This window comes from Acetobacterium bakii, from assembly GCF_001263355.1.
In the GTDB taxonomy this organism is placed as follows: domain Bacteria; phylum Bacillota; class Clostridia; order Eubacteriales; family Eubacteriaceae; genus Acetobacterium; species Acetobacterium bakii.
In genome coordinates, this window is sequence record NZ_LGYO01000009.1 from 29,198 (window position 1) to 45,203 (window position 16,006).

Consider the following 16,006-nt stretch of genomic DNA (forward strand, 5'->3'; position numbering starts at 1 on the left):
TCCACAATTACCCCCATAACCGATTGTAAGTCAATACCATCCTCTGAAAATTACATAAACATGAATCTAAATATGCTTAGATTTATGTTGTCGTTCTATTTCTTCTTTTGCAATCTTAATTCGAAATAAATAGTTGTGACCAGTAATGACCATATCCTGAATCGGCATAGGTATAACCAACACCCAGCTTAGTAAATTCCGGATTTAAAATGTTGGCTCGATGGCCCTCTGAATTCATCCATCCACTCACAACAGCTTCAGCACTAGCCTGACCGGCAGCAATGTTTTCGCCGGCATAGCGATAACTGATTCCAGCATCGCTTAATACTGTAGAAAAGCTGCGTTGATCCGGTCGGGTATGCGAAAAAGTGCCAATAATTTCCTGGGCTCTGATTTGTGCGGCCAGAGTTAAACTGGGATCGCTGGTTACAATGCCGAGATTTCTGGCAGCCCGTTCCTGGTTGACCAGGGCGATGACCTGTTCCTCAAACGGATTGGATGCCTGAATAAATGGTCTGTTCGTATTTCCCGGTGCAGCCGCTCCCTTAGGCACCACGACAATTTTGATGCCTTCCAGACGATATGAAAAACCTTGCGACCCCGCACTTTCGCCATTTTTTGCCCAGTCCAGCCAGCCGTGGTTTTGGGCATGAACTTGATAGTAAACATCAAACTGATCGGCATCGCTACCAGTGAGTTTGATCTGAATTCCTTCCAGGCGAAGACCCTGGCCGGAGGTTCCGCTTATTTCTCCATTGCTTATCCAGCCTCTTTCGGTACCCTCTTCCCAGCCGATGTTTTGAATATGGGTTTGATAGCTAATACCCAGATCATTTCCCTGGGCATCAAGTTTAATTTTAATGCCTTCCAAGCGAAGGGCCTGGCCAGAGGTCCCACTCATTACGCCATTCGATACAAATCCCTGCCAACCTTGATTCTGGACATGGGTTTGATAACTCACGCCCGGCACACCTGCTGCCATTACACTGAGTGGAATAAATCCGAACATCAATAGTAGTGTTATAAATAAAACTGTAGTTTTTCTCATTTTTTACCTCTTCTGGTTAATTTTATATTCAGAAAACAAGATATTTTCTTACTACCGCGGTATTTTAAGTAAAACTTTCCAAGGCAGCTTAGATTAAAGTTTAACGCATTTATTAGAAGAGTGCAATTGCGATGAAAAATCTCGGGTAATTACTTAAGTTTATTATATTACAAAACACATGAAATGAAACAAAATAAATAATTTCTGGAAATAAGCGCATAAATCGAATAAAGGATTGGTTAATGAGTTGTTTTTAAGGAATGAATTTGCTTTGGGATCCATAGGCATTTTCCCAATAACCGCTCTTAATGGCAGCTTCAATCGCCTTGAATCCGGCAGGTTTCATTCTTCCGTTTTTGATAAGACCCTCTGCTTTTTCCTTATTAACCTTCGACCAGATACTCTTAGCTCTGCGTGGGGTAAATCGCTGAAGATACATTTTTTCATCAAATTTTTCCTTTTGGCTATCAACCCATCCATAACATAATGCACTTTCCAGGGCTTCAGCATAGGATACGGAAACAATACCGGAGTTTTTTTTGGCAATCTGCAACCAGATTCCCGGTGATGTAACATGATTGTCCTCAAGCCATTTTTCGAATGATTTTTGATCGACAAAGAACATAATCGGCAATTCATTAGACTTCTTGATCATTCGATGTGCCTCCTTATAGAACAGGAATTTGATTTTCTAAAAAAACAAGCGGTTATAGATCCTTGAATGGGATCTGAAACATAACCGCTTGTAAATTTTTCCTGGCATTGTCTGCCATAGCTCCCAATAATCGACCATTTATAAAAGCAGTTTTAAACCTGCTGCAGCCACAAGACGTTTGATAAGATCGCAGCCAATACCGATAACGGTTTCTTCATGGGTGAAATCTGTGATTTTTTTATCAAACAGGATGGTTGCCTCGGGAGGAAGTTCATCATCGCCATCCCAAAAGAGAAATCGAATTGGCATACAAACAAAGGCCATGGCCTGAAATCCGGCATCTGAATTTGACAGCCGTTCAAACCCCAGCTTTTCTCCGGCGGCAATCAATTGTTTGGTTTTGCCTTCAAATGTTTTGGCAAAAGGTGTGAGGGTTGACTTTTTAAACGCCGGACTGAATGGCGCAGCACCCTTGAGTTCATGCAGGGGAATAAACTGATTGGAATTGAGCGGCGCTTTTTTTGAGAAATAAAACAGGTGGTAAATTGCGGTCAGACTATAAAAGTCCAATTCTTCTTCAGGTTTTTCAACGTTATAAATTCTGGCATCGGAGCGGTTAATTGCATAGTCAACGCCAAAGTAAGTGATTGGCAGATTATTGTCATTGTATCCCGGAAGCCCCAGAGCAGCGTAGCGTTCCTCAAAATCGATCTCAAGCGCTTTCAGTCGCCAGTATTCACACAGGTTTTTGTAATTATCTTCTTGCATAGCCATTTCTCCGTCTCCAGTTTCTAATCATCCATGATGAACTGATATTATAATTTAATGAACCGTTTCAATTATGATATAGTTATCTTTCGGATTTGTCAATATAAACGCAGGCAGTCATCATAGCTGTATCAACCAGATCCTCCAGAATATTACTGTTTTTATTAATCGGTAAAAACAATTCCATTTGACTAAGATTATTTTTTTTCCCTGGTTTTTACAGGTACCTTGCGGTAATGGATTCTTTGCAGTTCTTTAGGTCAGCCGGGGTTCCTTCAAACAGAATTTCGCCTCCTCGGCTGCCGCCTTCTACCCCCATGTCAATAAGCCAATCAGCGTTTCGGATGATATCAAGGTTGTGCTCAATTACAATCACTGTGTTGCCCTTAGCCACCAGGCGGTCAATTATTTTTAGAATACTAGTAATATCAGACATGTGGAGACCCGTTGTTGGCTCGTCCATAATATAAATATTCCCCTTTTTACTCAACTCCTTGGCAAGTTTCAAGCGTTGGGATTCCCCACCGGACAGTGTATCGAGTGGCTGGCCCAATGTCATATAGTGAAGACCGACATCGGTGATATGTTTTAGCTTATTGCAGATTTCTTTTTGAGTAAAAAGTTCTACGGCTTCGGCAATGGTCATGTCAAGCACCTCGACGATGGATTTGGTCTTATAAGTGTAGACTGAAACCTCAGGTTTAAAGCGATTACCGTTACAGACTTCACAAATCGTTTCCACCGAATTCATGAAGGAAAGATCCGTTTCGATATAACCCCGTCCCTTACAGGCCTCGCAGGCACCTTCCGAATTAAAACTGAACAAGCTAGGACTGACATTGTTTTCTTCGGCAAATAATTTGCGAATGACATCCATAATCCCAGTGAATGTTGCGGTATTTGAGCGTAGGTTCCCGCTGACTCCGGACTGATCAACAATAATGGCATCTTTATATTCCTGGGCGAAGACACCGTTAACCAGTGTGGATTTGCCGGAACCGGCAACGCCGGTGATCACTGTGAAGATCCCTTTGGGAATGCGCAGACTGACGTTTTTCAAATTGTGGAGGCTGCTTTTTTTTGTTTCATAGAAATCAGTGCTTACTCTTGGCGCACTTTTAAGCGGCAGGCTTTTTCCCATGTATTCACCGGTCAGGGTATTGGAATTTAATAGTTCATCGTATGAGCCTTCAAACATAATCCTGCCGCCGGCCGCACCGGCCCTTGGACCAACATCCACAATATGATCGGCGATCTTTATCACCGCCGGATCATGTTCAACCACGATCACGGTATTGTCTTTATCCCTTAGCTTGACCAGTAATTCATTTAATCGATGGATATCTCTGGGGTGCAAGCCGATGCTCGGCTCATCAAAAATATAGATAACATTGACTAGGCTGCCGGTAAGATGCTTAACCATTTTAACCCGCTGGGACTCCCCGCCGGACAGGGTGGAGGTTTCTCGGTTCAGGCTAACGTAATCCAAACCGATGTGAATCAGATCATTCAGCCGCTCGGATAGATTAGCAAGAATCGGCTCCACTTTTTTGTCCTCGATTTTTTGCACCAGTTCCAGCAGTTCATCGACTTCCAGGGCCGTAAAATCGGCGATGGTATAACCGTTGATCTTTGCTGCTAGTACGGTTTCATTATATCTTTTTCCGCCGCAAGTCGGGCATTGATTTTCGGTTGTAAACGGCGCAATCTTCTTTTTGGCTGTTTCGGATTTTTCAAATTCAGTTTTAATATTTTGCCTGATAAATCGTTCAACCAGCCCAAGATAAGTCGTATTTAAGCCCTCGAGAATGGGAGATTTCATTTTTTCTTCTGTGGCAAACACCAGTTTGTCATATTCTTCTTTTGTATAATCCTTTATTTTTTTATCAGCATCAAAATAGCCTGAAACGGCATACAATTTCCACATCCAATTGCCCACCTTAAAACCCGGCAGTAAAATCGCCCCCTGGTTTAATGATTTTTCTTTATCTAAAGCTTTGTCAAGATTCAAGGTTACAATCTTTCCAATGCCTTCACAGGTTTTGCACATGCCATTTGGATCATTAAACGAAAAATAACTGGACGGACCCACATGGGGTTCCCCAATCCGCGAAAACAATAAGCGTATTAAGGGGTCGATATCCGAAATGGTACCTAGGGTTGAACGGGAATTACCGCCGATTTTTTTTTGTTCCACAATAATTGCTAACGACAGGTTTTTAATGGCATCCACATCAGGGTGTCGATACTTGGGCATAAACACCTGAATGAATTTACTGAAGGTTTCATTTAACTGCCTTCCCGCTTCCTGGGCAATGGTATCAAAAACGATGGATGATTTACCGGAGCCCGACACCCCAGTGAAAATGGTTATCTGTCCTTTGGGCAGGTTTAAATTAATGTTCCTCAGATTATTTTCTCGTGCTCCTAAAATTTCAATCGCGTTGGATCCCATATTTTCCTCCTATTCAAATATTTTTATATAGCGGTATACGTAACCTTAAAATTATAATTTCCCTATTTTTATTTACTCAAACAAAACTTAGCATTAATCTTTAATTCCTCTGGGAATGATAAATGAACACGGCATCCCACACATGCATTTTCCGCAGGCATCGCCTAAACCAATGGAATACTCAGGAACAATCTTTTCGTAGATCTGTTCGTTGCACTTTTTACGGTCAAAAAACACCTCGCCATCTTGCTGATCGAAAGCAAGATTCACACATTTTTCCAGACACTTTTGACAGGTTCCGTTAACCTTATAAAGACAATACTCTTCCTCAGATCTTGGAGTAGGAGTTAATTCCAGATCGGTTATGACGCTTCCCAATCGGCCGCAACATCCTCTCTTGGTGATCAGCATATTGTGTATCCCGAATTTTCCGATCCCCGAAATATAGGCAACACTTCGATGGGACCAGTCACTGATCAGTTTTTCTTCATCATAATTATACGTTGAAGGCAGTAAGGAAGCATTAAAGCCCATTTCGGTAATCGCTTCATACAGGTATCTGCTTAGATCATTAATCAGATTATTCGTCTCAATGCAGGCAATATCCCATTCTCTTGAGCTTTCCTCTCCGCCGATGTTGCTTTTAACAATTTCTTTGGAAAAAGGCAGGAAGAAAACAATCACAGATTTGGCATTTGGAACAATATCGGCGGGAAGGGCATGGTTGGGCCCGATAATTTCCTTTAGCTTGGAGAATAGTTGATCTCCGGCATCGGCGAATCCAATAATCGGTTCTCGCCAGTCGGTTTCTGTATGTTTTAATGCTTTGTAGCTTTTAACATATTCTGTAATTAAGTCCTCAAGTTTTTTATTCATTAAGCTCCCATCACTTTATAAAATTTCAAAATATCATTGATTGATTTTCTTTGATAATTTATTATACATCATTTTTAATAAATTGTATCTGTGCAATAAAACTTCCTCTCTTCCCTTCCCGGTATATCTCAATATATTAAGTGCCATTTCATTTTCTATTTAATTTGGTTAAAACAAATCAATTAATAACGTTTACATAGTCATCAAATAGGTATAAAATAATCTTAATTGTCTATTCTATTTTATCGATGAAAGGAAACTCTCATGAAAAGTAAAAAACTTCAATCTGTCGCTGGTCGTTTATTGATTCTGATTCTGATGTTTTCCATGATTTTTTCAACCGCTGTTTTTGCTGCAGTTAGTGAAAATGATAACCAAACGTCATCACAAAACACCATTGATACAGCAGTAACTGAAGACATTGGAATACAGTATCGGGGTCATGTCCAGAATAAAGGGAATATTCCCCTACCTGATGGCAGCTTTATTACCGGTCCGGATGAACTGGGAACCCGGGGTGAAAGTCTGCGTTTAGAAGGAATCTGTATTGAAATCACAGGTGATGTTCCAGTCGGTGCAGGTATCAGCTACGAGGTTCATGTCCAGAATAAAGGCTGGATGGGTGCTGTTGAAAATGGTGACTATGCGGGAACCACCGGGGATAGCCTGCGGATTGAAGCCATCAAAATTAATCTGCTTGGCCTTGACGGCTACGATGTATATTATCGGGGTCATGTCCAGGACAAAGGTGATATCCCAACAATGGATGGGCAATGGGGCTGGGTAAAAAATGGAGCTGAACTGGGAACCACTGGGGAAAGTCTGCGGCTGGAATCCATCCAAATAAAAATCGTTAAAAGCGTTAATGACACAGCACTTGGGGATTCCATCGCCTATGGCATGAGTGCTTCCCCCGGTTCCGGCTATGTTGACCTTTTCTATAATAACTTAAAAGGCATTAGTGGCAATGAAAACCTGGCTCTGATTAATCTGGGGATACCTGGATATCAGTCCAGCAATCTTTTAAATCAACTCCAAACCGATCCAACTACCATTGCATCCCTAAGTAAAGCGAAGGTGGTTACCATCAGCATTGGCGGCAACAATCTGCTAGCACCGGTGATCGCTACCATGGCCGTGGCCTTTAACTTGGATCCCACTTCCAAAAACTTTGCCGCCGAACTGGCAACCGCCCTGGCAGAACCAGGAGCACAAGACATCATTAATGCTGCTCTGCCTCAGCTTCAGACAAACTTAGCCGCAGGAGCTACCCAGTTCACGACTGACTGGCCGCAAATTATTGCGACTGCGAAAACCCTGGCGCCCCAGGCAGAAATATATGTAACAACGCTTTATGATCCAATTAGTCCTCAGGATCCCCTGTATGCAGTGTTCGATCCCGTCATTCAGGCGATGAATGCAGTCATCATGACCCCCAGCGCCGGTTATCAGGTGGCCGATGTGTATACTGCTTTTAAAACCTATGAGGGAACCGATCCCCTGGTGAATTTCAACTGGTATGCCGGCAGTCTGGATCCCCATCCGACTACTGCGGGACATGCTCTGATCTATCAGACGCATCTAATTGCTCAGCCGATTGAATAGGGAAAAGGGACTGATTCAACCGCATTCATTTAGAAGGATATTTCAAACGTAGATTAACTATTAACTTTCTGACTGCTTTCTGCAATAAAACAAACCGCCACGATTTCAAGCTTTAGGCTTCTAGTCATGGCGGTTTGTTGTGTATTAAGCTGTTAGCTTGAAGTAATTTAGTACATACAATTTAAGGCTACCTTCTTAGTATTTATCCATTTCCATGTCATCCAAGAGGATAAGAGGTTTTACCGGTTGAAGTGTGCTTGGTCTTTCAATGTCCAAAGGGGTCGCCGCAACGGATTGTCTCCGACTTGATTTACCGGTTGTTTTATTCTTCAGCTTAAACTCTGAGACCATATTCTTGAGTATTTCCGCCTGACCGGACAGCTCTTCGCTGGCAGCGGCACTTTCTTCGGCCGTTGCCGAATTCGTCTGGACCACCTGGGAAACCTGTTCAATCCCCTGGGTGATCTGGGCAATGCTGGTGGCCTGATCATTGGAGGCCATGGCAATGTTGCTGACCAGATCGGTCACTTTGGCCACAGAGGTTAAGATGCCAGCCAGGCTGTCGGCGGTATTATTGGCAATCTTCGTGCCCGCTTCCACCTTGTCAATGGAGCCTTCAATGAGACCGGTTGTCTGCTGGGCTGCCTCAGCACTTCGGGCTGCCAGCGAGCGGACCTCTTCGGCTACGACGGCAAAGCCTTTGCCGTGTTGACCGGCCCGGGCCGCTTCGACGGCGGCGTTCAGCGCCAGTATATTGGTTTGGAAAGCAATATCATCAATGACCTTAATAATCTTGGAAATATTATGGGAGGATGCATTGATTTCTTCCATGGCATTGACCATATCCCCCATCTGCTTGTTGCCCTCTTCGGCGGTAGCTCGAACTTCAAGGGTTCGTTCATTGGCTTCGTTGGCATTTTGAGCGTTTTTCTTGGTTTCTTCAGCCACTTCATCGATGGACGCGGACAACTGTTCAATGGCACTGGCCTGTTCGGTGGTTCCCTGAGCCAGGGCCTGGCCGCCATCGGATATCTGTCGGGATCCCGCCTCCACCTGGTTGGCCGAGTTCCCGATGTCAGTCAGAATTTCACTGAGATGGGCGGTGATATTATTAATGGCATATTTGATATTGACAAAATCGCCCAGATATTCGGCGGTAATTTCCTGGTTGAAATCGCCGGCACTGACCTTTTCCAGAGTTTCGGAAATTTCCTGGACATATTGTTTCAGGAAGGTAATGGTTTTATTCATATCCTCTTTGATCTGACCGTTTTGGCCCAGGTAATTCCCGGTCATGGCCGTATTGAGATTACCCTGGGCCAGTTCATTAAGCACCTGAGAAGCTTCCTGCATCGGTTCGGTTAAGGCGTCCAGGGTATTATTTAGGCCCGTGATCACCTTGGCATAATCCCCGGGGAAGCGGGACGCATCGGCGCGGTTGTTCAGATCGCCGGCCACAGCGGCCTTGGCCATACTGTCCGATTCTTCCAGCAGCATGATGATGTTTTCCATCAGCTTGATGAAACCGGGGATTAAGCGATCATTTTCACTGAGTTTTCCTGTGGTTTTTAACTCTTCCAGCATTTTCATATCACCATTGGAGATATCATCGACTGCATTAACGATAAGCAATAATGAATCTTGAATGGTATTGATGGATTGCGCAATTTCACCGTAAACCCCGGAATAATCCGCGTCAATTCGTCGGGTGAAGTCATTTTTGCTCATCAGATCTAAGATTTCATTGCCTTCGGTCAAGGCACCTAAACCGTCAATACAGGAGTTGATACTATTTTTGAGATCATTGAAATCCCCATTGTATGCGGTTGTAATTCGCGGTGGAATCTGCCCGTTTCCGATGCGCTCGATGGCACTGGAAGCGACTTTCAATGGGCTTTTAAAGGCCTCACTTACTGAATCCACACCTTTGATCAGATCTTTAAAACTGCCTGAATAGTCAGCAATGTTCTCTTTGTAATCCAGACGCCCATCTAAAATGGCTGCTTCTGTTTTTGCGATACCATTATGAATCTTTTTCATTTCATCAATAACCGCAATCAATGAATAGGAGAGTACATCCTGATCCGACAGGGGTTTAATTTCTACTCCAAAGTCGCCTTTTGACAAACGTTGAGCTGCTTCAGCCTGTTGTTTCCGGTTTTCGGTCATCTCGTTAAAGGCAATGGACAAATCTCCGATTTCATCGGTACTCCTGACTTCCACAGTCACGTCCACATCACCCAGGGCCAATTTTTCAGCCGCTTTTTTGATGTCGATAATGGGATTAACCACTGCCCTTTTGGTGCTGATATAGATGGCCAGACTGCCCACCACAGCGACTAACAGGGTGATGAGAATTAGAATGTTTCTCAGATTGGTGACATTCGCATAGACAGTGCTCTCATAGTCCCCCAATCCCAATAACCAGTTGGTTCCTTCAATCGGAACAAGCTCGGTGATTCTTTTTTCGCCCTGATAAGTATATTGAATCAGATTAGCTTTTGTCATATCTGTTTTTTGAATTTGTATTCCCAGATCAGCAAGATCGCCACCTTCTGCAGCTTCGGTAATGGCATTTCGCTGATCTAAAACCAGCTGTTTATCTACATGGGCATTGATGAAGCCGTCTTTGGTAATAATAAAGGCAAAACCGGTTTCGCCCACGCCAAGGTTATCCGTTATCCCGGTTAACGCCGTACCATCCCGTCGTCCCATAAGAATGCCGACTACCTGGCCATTGTTTTTAATGGGGGCAGCTTCCAGTACTACCGGACCATTGGTGACCTTACTGATGGATACATCGGAGATCCCTGCTGTGCCGTTAAATGCATTGGCGTAAACCGCTCGTTCTGATAGCTGGGTCGAGTCACCGCTGATAACATAATGTGCCATAAGATCAGGTGTTATTACTGCTATATCGAGATAGCCCAACTCTTTAGCCTTTGCTGTCAGATAGGTTTTCTGAGCCTCCCAGTTCATGGATGACACGGTATCGGTTGCGGCTACCTGGGATAACTCGCCCAATTGTTTGGCCACGGTTGACCCCACATATTTTGAACTGGCTAAAGCGGTCTCCTCCAGATAACTTTCGGTTGTTTCTGTCAGTGCTTTTGATGAAAACATCAATGCTACAATCCCTAAAATGAGACTTCCAAGAATAAGAATTGAACCCAATAACGATACCAGTTTAAACAGAAGCGAAACTTTTTTTCCGCTCTTTATTTTTGAAATATAATCGCCCATCTTTTTTGTGTCCTCAGACTTCCTATGAATTTTGTGTCGGTTGATTAAATGCTTTTGCCTATACCACTGACGCCTTCTTTCCTTTGCTTTGTCATGTTATTAAGCCAGCAAGTTTTAGCTAAGCTTTAGTATATAATTGTCGATGAAAACGATGTTCATATAAGATTATCGACAGATTTATTACTACATTAAGGGTAAATTTATGCTTTTAAGAGTAACCTCGTAACTATTTCATGTAATCAAGGCTATTCGCAAAAAAAAAGTGTAAACGTTAAGCCAGGGCTGACTAAACATTTACACTTTTTTAATATAAAATACAACAAGAGCCCTAATCGCTCCCTTCTACGCGATAAAAGATAAGTGAATGGGCTCCAGACAACCTAGTAATAGCTTTGAATTCAGATGCAATATTTATTAATCAGAAGGTTAGCGGTGGATTGACTCACACCCATTTCTTTGGCAATGATCCGGCTGGATTTGTATTTGGAATAGAGTTTGATGACGGTACGCTTTTTAAATGCTTCAACATTAAAAGATTCCTCATAAGCTTCTTCAATATCTTCTTCCTGGTCTAAATACCGCAGAAAAAGACTTTCATTGACAATGATGCTGTCGGATAAGATGCACATTCTTTCAACGGCATTTTTCAACTGGCGCACATTTCCCGGCCAGTCGTAGTTAATAATATAAGAAATAATTGTTTTGCTGAATATTTTTTTCGTATTGTAACGTTTGTTGAAATCATTTAAAAAATAGGTTATAAAGAAAAGGATGTCATCTTTCCTCTGGCGCAGTGATGGTAGAATAACTTTTACAGTATTAAGGCGCCAGTATAGATCACTGCGGAATTTCTTTTCTTTTATGGCATGGATCAGGTTTTGGTTGGTAGCTGCAATAATGCGGATATTAACATGTTCCGGTTTGTTGCTGCCCACTGGAAAAAAGCGCTTGTTTTCAAGTACATCTAAAATTTTCACTTGCATTTTAGGTGATAAATCCCCTATTTCATCCAGGAAAATGGTTCCGCCGTCAGCACTTTTCAATAAGCCGATTTTCCCCTTTGCGTTTGCTCCGGTAAAGGCCCCGGGCATGTAACCAAAAAGTTCGCTTTCAAACAAACCGTCAGGGATCGTCGCGCAATTAATGGCCACAAAAGAATTATGGCTTCTGCGGCTCTGATTATGGACCGTTTGGGCGATATAACTTTTTCCGGTGCCGCTTTCACCTAAAATCAGCAGATTACAGTCAGTTTTTGCGGCTTTTTCCAAATCACTCATGCATTGCTTGAATAATTTGTTCTTTCCGATTACGCGATCTGAAAAGCCCAGATCAATGGATTCAATGGGATTTCGGACATCGCGATAGCTTAGGTCGACGGCCCCAATATTATCCAATGATGTTGAAATCATAAATTCAAATTCATTTTGGTCATTATAAACCGGTACATTGATACATATAATGCTGCGATTGGTTTTGTAATAAATGTTTTCAGTTACAATTGCGCGATGGGATACCTTGGTAAGATCAAAACTGTAAGGGTCCCATAGGCCTTCTTTTATTTGTTTACTGTCCTTTTGAACGATGTCCTCGGGATTTATGCCATACAGTCTTGTAACTGCAGGATTCGCATAGACAATTTTACCTTCTTTATCCAAAACATAGATTTCAGTAAAAGAATTTTCAAGAATGGCTAGCAGGGTTTCGCGGGGGATTGAATTTAAATAGTCAATATACCAGGGTGTATGTAATATTTTGGAAAGATCTATCATAAGTGTTTTCTCTTCTTCTTTTTTATTTTTGGCTGACTCTATCAAAAATAGAACCGCAGAACCATAAAATAGACAAGGGGTTTCTGGGTACGCCTTATGAATGTTGCTTCTTTCAGAAATTGAATGACGTATTAATTTATTATAACATTTTTTTCTTTTTTTACAAATAAGCCGGCAATTTAAACAATAAAAAATCCACAGGCTCAAACAGCCTGTGGATCGAAGGTTTTTAGAGAAAAACAGTTTATTTAAATCTTAATTCTGCTGGCAAAAGATCTTCAATCATTTTCTTTTGAGCATTATCAAGCTCTAAGGGAACATAATCTTCAATTCTTTTTTTCCAGGCGTGGGTTGCTTGTTCGCGAACACTGATGGCATTATCTTCTTTTTCCCAGTTTAAATAAGATTTGCGATTGGCAAGGTCAGGAAAAATAAAATCATTGCGGTAGGTTTTGGCGGTTCTTGCAATATAATTTCCAGAATGTTCAATGGTTTCCATTTTTTTCATATAGAGGTTTTCCTCTTTGAAATCAACACTTCTCAAAAATCGTCCGGCTAACTTATAGGTATCTTCATCAAGCATGAATTTTTCATATCCTAAAGTGTTAAAAGAATCCATAATCCCGGCAAGCATATAGGTCATTTCTGGTTCGCACATTAAAGCTGAGAGACCAACCATGGTCGATTCACGGCCAGACTGGTAATCATCCTCTTTGGCATCCGAGAGGCAGCCGTGGGATCTTTTTGGTAAACCATAGAAATTGGCAAGTTCATTTTCAACAAACCATTCCACGCTGGTTTCAGCACCGCCGCAGACACAGACACTGAAACGCAGATCTGTTTCCAGGGCACAAAACTGATAAATCACTGGGGTTCCCGGATTAACAAGCTGTGTGGCAACAATGCCAGCAAGCCGCTCGGTATTGTTTTGAATAATTGCACCGGCTAAAGAAGGCGGCGCAGTCATTCCGGCAAGACCTACACCTGCGATACAGCAGCATTGTCCGTTCTTGGCATATTCGACCAGCGTTTCGCACATCAGCCGATCCCAGGCAAAAGGCGGAGCACTGGTAATCAGGGTTGACATAATCACCTGGTCATGAATATCATTAAATTCCTGGGCCAGTTTGATGGTTCGGCGACAGGTTTCGGTGCTGCCGTTTAACCCGGCCAGCGGTTTATCGCTGTAAACCATGGGCGCCAGGGTCATGAAATCGGTCTTATAAGCAGAGGGAACATCATGTGGGTGAAGTAACTCACAATCAATGATGTCAATCACATCGCTGGTATGAAAAAGTTTAACGAAATTTATAAAATCAGCAGCAACCGCAGGGCGGTGGACACCTTCCTGAAGGACATTGATCGGTCCCAGGGATGACTGACCAATTGTTTTTTTCTGGATGGTACCAATCTGGAGTTTTTTGCCCCGTGAAACATAGTCAAAATTCCGTGGGCATGATGCCAGAGCTTCATTGACCACTTCTTCCGTTATATAAACAATTTCTCCATCAACTTTTAATCCTTTTGCTTTAAACAGATCCAGCAATTCATTCGAACTGAAACGAATTCCCTTGGTCTTTAATAAGTGCAGAGATTTTTCATGAATTAATTCAACAGACTCTTTTGTAACAAAGTTCCTCGTGTAATGTTTTTTATACATAGCATACCTCCTGAGTATTTCTAATAGATATACTACGCAACATTCATGCCAACAGTTATGATTTTTAGATTTTGGCAGTGTTAAGTGCTTATAAAACATTGGACCAGCTTTTTTTTGCAAAAAAAATGAACGAATTTAACGCGTCCGAGTGAATTTAACTCTGGAAACAATTGCAATCCCAAGTCGAAAAGCCTTTAAAGGTATATAGAGAGCCATTTTATTGTTTGGCATGTTTATTGCTATTATATAGATTTAGAAAATATTTTGGAGGGAGAAGATATATTAATGGAAATATATCTAAAGAAGAAATGAAAAAAGAAGTAAAGAAAACAGAGAAGGTCTCGATTTTTTCAATGGTCAATGGGTGGACCTTTTTTCCACCGCTGATTTTCACCGTTATTTTGAGTGCTGTTGTGATGACGAATCCCGAGAGCTTCGGAAATATTTTAGAAACAGCATTTAGCTATGTTACGGATAGCTTTGCCTGGATGTTTAGCTGGTATTTTATAGTACTAACGATTGTTGTACTGGTTTTGGCCTTTGGACCACTTGGGAATAAACGTTTTGGCAATGAAAAGCCTGAATATTCGACGCTTTCCTGGCTGGGTATGATGTTTACCGGAGCAGCCGGTCTTGGCGTATTAACCTGGACCAGTGTTGAATGGTTCTATACCTATCAGACACCTATGTGGGGCGTTGAAACTGCTACCCCGGAAGCCTTTCAGCAGGCTGCGATGATGCCGCTGTTCCATTGGGGACCGGTTTTTTATATGGGATATGCCCTTATAGCAGTCCTTTTTGCTTATCAGTTCTATTGTAAAAAAATAAATGACTCTCTGCCCAGCACCGCATGTGCCTCTTTGATAGGGAGTAAACATGCCAAAGGCGGTTTTGGAAAAATAATTGATATTATATTTGTTGTTTCCATGCTGTCTTCGGTTGTTACCTGTGTTGGGGTTAATATTCCGACCCTGGTGGGGATTATTGCTAATATTACAGGTAGCGAACCACCCTTTATCGTATCCGTGGTGTTAATTCTGATTTGGACTTTGATTATGGCGGTTCTTTTGTTTGCCGGACTCAAAAAAGGTCTGGGTTTGCTCAGTAATATTCGTGTCTATATGGGATTTGGTATTTTAGTTTTCGTATTGCTTTTTGGACCGACATTCTTTATGCTGAATTCATTTACCGATGGTTTGGGAATGGTTATGAATAATACCCTGCATCTGATCTCTAATACAGATCCCTATGCAAAATCGTTAATACCCCAGGGCTGGACAGTTTTCTATTTTGCCTGGTTTATTACGATGTCGATTCAAAATGGTGCTTTTTACGGACGAATTTCACGGGGACGTACGGTTCGTGAACTTATTTTAGGTCTGATCGGCTCAACCGTTATTGGAACATATATGTTTTTCGCGGTATTCCAAGGATTTTCAATCCATACCTTTATCAACGAGGGATTGGATCTGAGTTCTATTTTGGCTGCCGGTGGACAGGGCGCGGCCATTGCTGCGATCTGGAAGTTTCTACCCTTAGCTGCGATTTTAATGCCGGTGCTGTTCCTTTTTGCCAATATCTGCATGCAGACATTATTAAACGCCAATGCCTACAGCATGGCCATGGCAACCACTAAAGTTTTAAAAGTCGGCCAGGAACCACCAATTTGGATTCGGATTTTCTGGTCAATCTGTATCGGTGTTATCAGTATCGCACTACTCATGATTGGCGGGATCAGACCCTTCCAGACCATTACGGTTATTTGCGGATTACCCGCGCTGCTGATTATTGGGTTGATGACGGTGTCCTTTTTCCAGGATATAAAAAAGAATGGCTGGCAGAATTCATCGGACAGTACCAAAGAAATAGAACAAGATCAAATAGTATAACACCCGCATCAAATAATTAAAAGCGCTACAAATTGGCA

The 16,006-nt window shown here is 42.2% G+C and carries 10 protein-coding genes; 2 read left to right on the forward strand and 8 right to left on the reverse strand.

Annotated features, from left to right (window positions below; all coding sequences use genetic code 11):
* Positions 1–115: 115 nt before the first annotated feature.
* From AKG39_RS20430 to AKG39_RS04790, 5 genes are all read right to left on the reverse strand, one after another.
* On the reverse strand, positions 116–1,048 hold the full coding sequence (locus tag AKG39_RS20430; RefSeq protein ID WP_050739227.1) for a CAP domain-containing protein: 933 nt from the start codon (positions 1,046–1,048) through the stop codon (positions 116–118).
* Positions 1,049–1,301: 253 nt separating this feature from the next.
* The gene (locus AKG39_RS04775; RefSeq protein WP_050739228.1) at positions 1,302–1,703 is read right to left on the reverse strand and encodes a YdeI/OmpD-associated family protein; all 402 of its coding nucleotides are present in this window, start codon (positions 1,701–1,703) and stop codon (positions 1,302–1,304) included.
* 138 nt (positions 1,704–1,841) lie between these two features.
* Entirely contained in the window at positions 1,842–2,477 is a 636-nt protein-coding gene (locus tag AKG39_RS04780) for a DUF3786 domain-containing protein (protein WP_050739229.1), read from the reverse strand.
* A gap of 211 nt (positions 2,478–2,688) precedes the next feature.
* Positions 2,689–4,926: an ATP-binding cassette domain-containing protein gene (locus AKG39_RS04785; RefSeq protein WP_050739230.1), complete on the reverse strand. Its 2,238-nt coding sequence runs from the start codon at positions 4,924–4,926 to the stop codon at positions 2,689–2,691.
* Between the two features lie 93 nt (positions 4,927–5,019).
* On the reverse strand, positions 5,020–5,802 hold the full coding sequence (locus AKG39_RS04790; protein WP_050739231.1) for an epoxyqueuosine reductase: 783 nt from the start codon (positions 5,800–5,802) through the stop codon (positions 5,020–5,022).
* Positions 5,803–6,066: 264 nt separating this feature from the next.
* Here AKG39_RS04790 and AKG39_RS04795 point away from each other — a divergent pair, with 264 nt between their 5' ends.
* Positions 6,067–7,407, forward strand: a complete 1,341-nt coding sequence (locus tag AKG39_RS04795) for a GDSL-type esterase/lipase family protein (RefSeq protein WP_050739232.1) — start codon at positions 6,067–6,069, stop codon at positions 7,405–7,407.
* 195 nt (positions 7,408–7,602) lie between these two features.
* On the opposite strand, the gene AKG39_RS04800 is transcribed toward AKG39_RS04795, so the two are convergent.
* From AKG39_RS04800 to AKG39_RS04810, 3 genes are all read right to left on the reverse strand, one after another.
* Positions 7,603–10,650: a methyl-accepting chemotaxis protein gene (locus AKG39_RS04800; RefSeq protein ID WP_050739233.1), complete on the reverse strand. Its 3,048-nt coding sequence runs from the start codon at positions 10,648–10,650 to the stop codon at positions 7,603–7,605.
* Between the two features lie 398 nt (positions 10,651–11,048).
* Positions 11,049–12,419 (reverse strand): sigma-54 interaction domain-containing protein, encoded by a 1,371-nt coding sequence (locus AKG39_RS04805; protein ID WP_083439419.1) that lies wholly within the window; start codon positions 12,417–12,419, stop codon positions 11,049–11,051.
* A 244-nt stretch (positions 12,420–12,663) separates the two neighbouring features.
* Positions 12,664–14,079: a trimethylamine methyltransferase family protein gene (locus AKG39_RS04810; protein ID WP_050739234.1), complete on the reverse strand. Its 1,416-nt coding sequence runs from the start codon at positions 14,077–14,079 to the stop codon at positions 12,664–12,666.
* Between the two features lie 308 nt (positions 14,080–14,387).
* On the opposite strand from AKG39_RS04810, the gene AKG39_RS04815 reads away from it, so the two are divergent.
* On the forward strand, positions 14,388–15,968 hold the full coding sequence (locus AKG39_RS04815; RefSeq protein WP_050739235.1) for a BCCT family transporter: 1,581 nt from the start codon (positions 14,388–14,390) through the stop codon (positions 15,966–15,968).
* The last annotated feature ends 38 nt before the right edge of the window (positions 15,969–16,006 follow it).

Coding starts and splice junctions, on each gene's coding strand:
- AKG39_RS20430 (WP_050739227.1), bottom strand. CDS start 1,048: ATGAGAAAAACTACAGTTTTATTTATAACACTACTATTGATGTTCGGA.
- AKG39_RS04775 (WP_050739228.1), bottom strand. CDS start 1,703: ATGATCAAGAAGTCTAATGAATTGCCGATTATGTTCTTTGTCGATCAA.
- AKG39_RS04780 (WP_050739229.1), bottom strand. CDS start 2,477: ATGGCTATGCAAGAAGATAATTACAAAAACCTGTGTGAATACTGGCGA.
- AKG39_RS04785 (WP_050739230.1), bottom strand. CDS start 4,926: ATGGGATCCAACGCGATTGAAATTTTAGGAGCACGAGAAAATAATCTG.
- AKG39_RS04790 (WP_050739231.1), bottom strand. CDS start 5,802: ATGAATAAAAAACTTGAGGACTTAATTACAGAATATGTTAAAAGCTAC.
- AKG39_RS04795 (WP_050739232.1), top strand. CDS start 6,067: ATGAAAAGTAAAAAACTTCAATCTGTCGCTGGTCGTTTATTGATTCTG.
- AKG39_RS04800 (WP_050739233.1), bottom strand. CDS start 10,650: ATGGGCGATTATATTTCAAAAATAAAGAGCGGAAAAAAAGTTTCGCTT.
- AKG39_RS04805 (WP_083439419.1), bottom strand. CDS start 12,419: ATGATAGATCTTTCCAAAATATTACATACACCCTGGTATATTGACTAT.
- AKG39_RS04810 (WP_050739234.1), bottom strand. CDS start 14,079: ATGTATAAAAAACATTACACGAGGAACTTTGTTACAAAAGAGTCTGTT.
- AKG39_RS04815 (WP_050739235.1), top strand. CDS start 14,388: ATGAAAAAAGAAGTAAAGAAAACAGAGAAGGTCTCGATTTTTTCAATG.